The sequence below is a fragment of the Pseudomonas sp. P7548 genome (assembly GCF_013386585.1).
Classification (GTDB): Bacteria; Pseudomonadota; Gammaproteobacteria; order Pseudomonadales; family Pseudomonadaceae; genus Aquipseudomonas.
The window spans coordinates 1-3,804 of the sequence record NZ_JACARO010000210.1 but is presented as its reverse complement, the minus strand read 5'-3'; the positions used below and the strand labels follow the sequence as shown (position 1 = coordinate 3,804).

Below are 3,804 nucleotides of genomic sequence, written 5' to 3'. Positions count from 1 at the left end.
GCCAGGGCCTTGAACGGCGTGAAATCCACCGGGCTGATCACCGCGCCCATGGCCTCAAATCGCTCGACGGCCTGCTCGAACACCGCTTGATTCTGGCTATCGCCGAAGAACTCCAGCTCAGCCGGGATCGCCAACTTGATCTGCGCCCCCACCGCCACCGGCGCTGTGTTGGGATTTGCCCGGGAATACGCGTCGCTGGCGTCGTAGCCAGCAGCCACCTGCGCCACGCGTTCGGCATCGGCCACGGTCAGGGCGAACACCGAGATGCAATCCACTGTGCGGCAGGCGGGCACCAGGCCGGTGTTGGACAGCCGCCCCTTCGTCGGCTTCAAACCCACAATATTGTTGAAGCCTGCCGGCACGCGGCCCGAGCCTGCGGTGTCGGTGCCCAAGGCGAACGGCACCAGCCCTCGGGCCACCACCGAGGCCGAGCCGGAGCTGGAACCGCCGCTGACGTAAGCCGGGTCAAAGCTGTTGCCCACCGCACNNCAGGATCGCGCCCGCCGCGCGTAGCTTGGAGACGACAGACGCATCTGATTCAGGTGCGTAGGCAAATTCAGGACAAGCCGCCGTGGTGTCCCACCCTGCCGCATCGATGTTGTCCTTGATCGCAAACGGCACGCCATACAGTGGCAACTGAGCCATGTCGCCGCCCACGGCCGCCAAGCGTTCGCCGAGTTCGTCCAATTGCGCCTGCAGTTGCGACGAACCGGCGCGGGCGATCCAGGCGTTGTCATCGGCCGGGTAGGCATCGATCAGGTCCAGCACGATATCCGGCGTGATTGCGCCGTTGCGGTAAGCCGACTGCCATTCGCCAAGGGTCCAGCCAAAAACGGTTTGCATAGGGAATCCCATCTTGTATCCAAGTTTGGATTTCCTTTAGCAAAGCCCGGGCCATCCACCAAAAGCCACTGTTTACGGGCTTGCGCCCGCTTTACCCTGGTTCAACCCTGCCCACTGATGGCGCACACGGGCATCGCCCATGCGCCAAAAAAAGACATTCATCGGACCGCCCGGTTGCGACCCGCCCGATAGCGGCCTATGTTCCAAGCCATACGTTTTAATTTGCTGTCCCCCTCCCTACGCCCTTCCCGTACCCAGGTGACGACATGCCCACGCTTTCCCGCCCCGCCGTCCTCGAACTGATCGGCAATACGCCGCTGGTTCGGGTCAGCCGTTTCGATACCGGCCCGTGCACGCTGTTTCTCAAGCTCGAATCCCAGAACCCTGGAGGCTCCATCAAGGATCGCATCGGCCTGGCCATGATCGACGCCGCCGAGCGCGATGGCCGCCTGCGCCCAGGTGGCACCATCATCGAGGCCACCGCCGGCAACACCGGCCTGGGCCTGGCACTGGTGGGCCGGGCCAAAGGCTACCGGGTGGTGCTGGTGGTGCCCGACAAGATGTCCACCGAAAAGGTGCTGCACCTCAAGGCCATGGGCGCCGAGGTGCATATCACCCGCTCCGACGTGGGCAAGGGCCATCCCGAGTATTACCAGGATGTCGCAGCACGCTTGGCCAAGGACATTCCCGGTTCATTCTTCGCCGACCAGTTCAACAACCCCGCCAACCCGCTGGCCCACGAAACCAGCACCGCACCGGAGATCTGGGCCCAGACCCAGCATGACGTGGACGCCATTGTGGTGGGCGTCGGCTCGGCCGGCACCCTCACCGGCCTGACCCGTTTTTTCAAGCGCGTGCAGCCTGAGCTGGAAATGGTACTGGCCGACCCGGTTGGCTCGGTGATGGCCGAATACAGCCGCAGCGGCAAGATGGAAACCCCCGGTTCCTGGGCCGTGGAAGGCATCGGCGAGGATTTCATTCCGTCGATCGCCGACCTGTCCAGCGTGCGCCACGCCTACTCCATCAGCGATGAAGAAAGCTTCGACCATGCCCGCCAACTGCTGCGCGCCGAAGGCATCCTCGGCGGTTCGTCCACTGGCACCCTGCTCGCCGCCGCCTTGCGTTATTGCCGCGAACAGACCGAGCCCAAGCGCGTGGTCACGTTCGTGTGCGACACCGGTACGCGCTACCTGTCGAAGGTCTACAACGACCAATGGATGAAAGACGCGGGCCTGCTGCAATACAAGCATTACGGCGACCTGCGCGACCTGATCGCCCGCCGTTTCGAAGACGGCCGCGTGATCAGCGTGAGCCCCGACGACACCCTGCTGACCGCCTTCCAGCGTATGCGCCTGGCCGACGTCTCGCAGTTGCCGGTGCTGGTGGACGGCCAGCAGTTGGTGGGCGTGATCGACGAGTCCGACATCCTGCTGGGCCTGCACCACGACGCGGCGCATTTCTCCATGACCGTCGACAGCGCCATGACCGACACCTTGCAAACCCTGGCCCCCAGCGCCAGCCTGGCTGAATTGCAGGCGGAACTGGACCGCGGCCTGGTCGCCATCATTGCCGACGCGTCGGGCTTTCATGGCCTGATCACCCGCGTCGACCTGCTCAACCACCTACGGAGATCCCTTGCATGAGTCAGTCCGATAAAAGCGCGTTTGCCACCCGTGTGATCCATGCCGGGCAATCCCCCGACCCGACCACGGGCGCGCTGATGCCGCCGATCTACGCCAACTCCACCTACCTGCAAGACAGCCCCGGCGTGCACAAAGGCTTTGACTACGGCCGCTCCCACAACCCGACGCGCTTTGCCCTGGAACGCTGCGTGGCCGACCTGGAGGGCGGCAGCCAGGCGTTTGCCTTTGCGTCCGGGCTGGCGGCGATCTCAACGGTGCTGGAATTGTTGGACGCCGGTGCACATATCGTCTCCGGCAACGACTTGTACGGCGGCACCTTCCGCCTGTTCGACAAGGTGCGCCAGCGCAGTGCCGGGCACCGTTTCAGCTTTGTCGACTTGAGCGACTTGTCGGCGTTTGAGGCGAGCTTGCAGGACGACACGCGCATGGTCTGGGTCGAAACCCCGAGCAACCCGCTGTTGAGCCTCACCGACCTGAGCGCCATCGCGCGCATCTGCAAGGCGCGCGGCATCATCTGCGTGGCCGACAACACCTTCGCCAGCCCGTGGATCCAGCGCCCGCTGGAGTTGGGCTTCGACATCGTCGTGCATTCCACCACCAAGTACCTCAATGGCCACTCGGATGTCATCGGCGGGATTGCCATTGTCGGCCACAACGCGGAGTTGGCTGAGCGCCTGGGCTTTCTGCAGAACTCGGTGGGCGCCATTGCCGGGCCATTCGACGCCTTCCTCACGCTGCGTGGGGTAAAAACCCTGGCATTGCGCATGGAGCGTCATTGCAGCAATGCCCTGGACCTGGCGACCTGGCTGGAGAAACAACCGCAGGTGTCGCGCGTCTACTACCCCGGCCTGGCCTCGCACCCGCAGCATGAGCTGGCGCGCCGGCAGATGCGTGGGTTCGGCGGGATGATTTCGGTGGACCTCAACAGCGACCTGGCGGGCGCCACGCGCTTCCTGGAAAACGTGAAGATCTTCGCCCTGGCCGAAAGCCTCGGTGGCGTGGAAAGCCTGATCGAACACCCCGCCATCATGACCCACGCCAGCATCCCGGCCGCCACGCGCGCGCAGTTGGGCATTGGTGACGGGTTGGTGCGGTTGTCGGTGGGGGTTGAAGATGTGGAAGACCTGCGGGCAGACCTGGCCCAGGCGTTGGCCCGCATCTGACAGCCCCCCCTGTAGGCGCTGGCTTGCCAGCGATGGCGGTGGGTCAGCTGCAACTCTGCCGGCTGATAGATCGCTATCGCCGGCAAGCCGGCTCCTACAGGTCAGCCCGTGTACTCGGTCAACTGTGGGAGCTGGCTTGCCTGCGAAAGCGGCGG

The 3,804-nt window shown here is 64.4% G+C and carries 2 protein-coding genes and 1 pseudogene; 2 read left to right on the top strand and 1 reads right to left on the bottom strand.

Going from position 1 to position 3,804, the window contains the following annotated elements:
- Nucleotides 1–843, bottom strand: a pseudogene (locus HX803_RS32310) (amidase family protein); the annotation flags it as partial.
- 266 nt (nt 844–1,109) lie between these two features.
- On the opposite strand from HX803_RS32310, the gene HX803_RS32305 reads away from it, so the two are divergent.
- Together HX803_RS32305 and HX803_RS32300 are read left to right on the top strand one after the other, a co-directional pair.
- Nucleotides 1,110–2,486: a cystathionine beta-synthase gene (locus tag HX803_RS32305; RefSeq protein WP_178926104.1), complete on the top strand. Its 1,377-nt coding sequence runs from the start codon at nt 1,110–1,112 to the stop codon at nt 2,484–2,486.
- The gene (locus HX803_RS32300; protein ID WP_178926103.1) at nt 2,483–3,649 is read left to right on the top strand and encodes a cystathionine gamma-synthase; all 1,167 of its coding nucleotides are present in this window, start codon (nt 2,483–2,485) and stop codon (nt 3,647–3,649) included. Before HX803_RS32305 ends, HX803_RS32300 begins: the two co-directional genes overlap by 4 nt.
- Nucleotides 3,650–3,804: the final 155 nt, after the last annotated feature.

What these genes read in the sequence shown, in the direction of transcription:
- HX803_RS32305 (WP_178926104.1), top strand. Translation starts at nt 1,110, where the DNA reads ATGCCCACGCTTTCCCGCCCCGCCGTCCTCGAACTGATCGGCAATACG.
- HX803_RS32300 (WP_178926103.1), top strand. Translation starts at nt 2,483, where the DNA reads ATGAGTCAGTCCGATAAAAGCGCGTTTGCCACCCGTGTGATCCATGCC.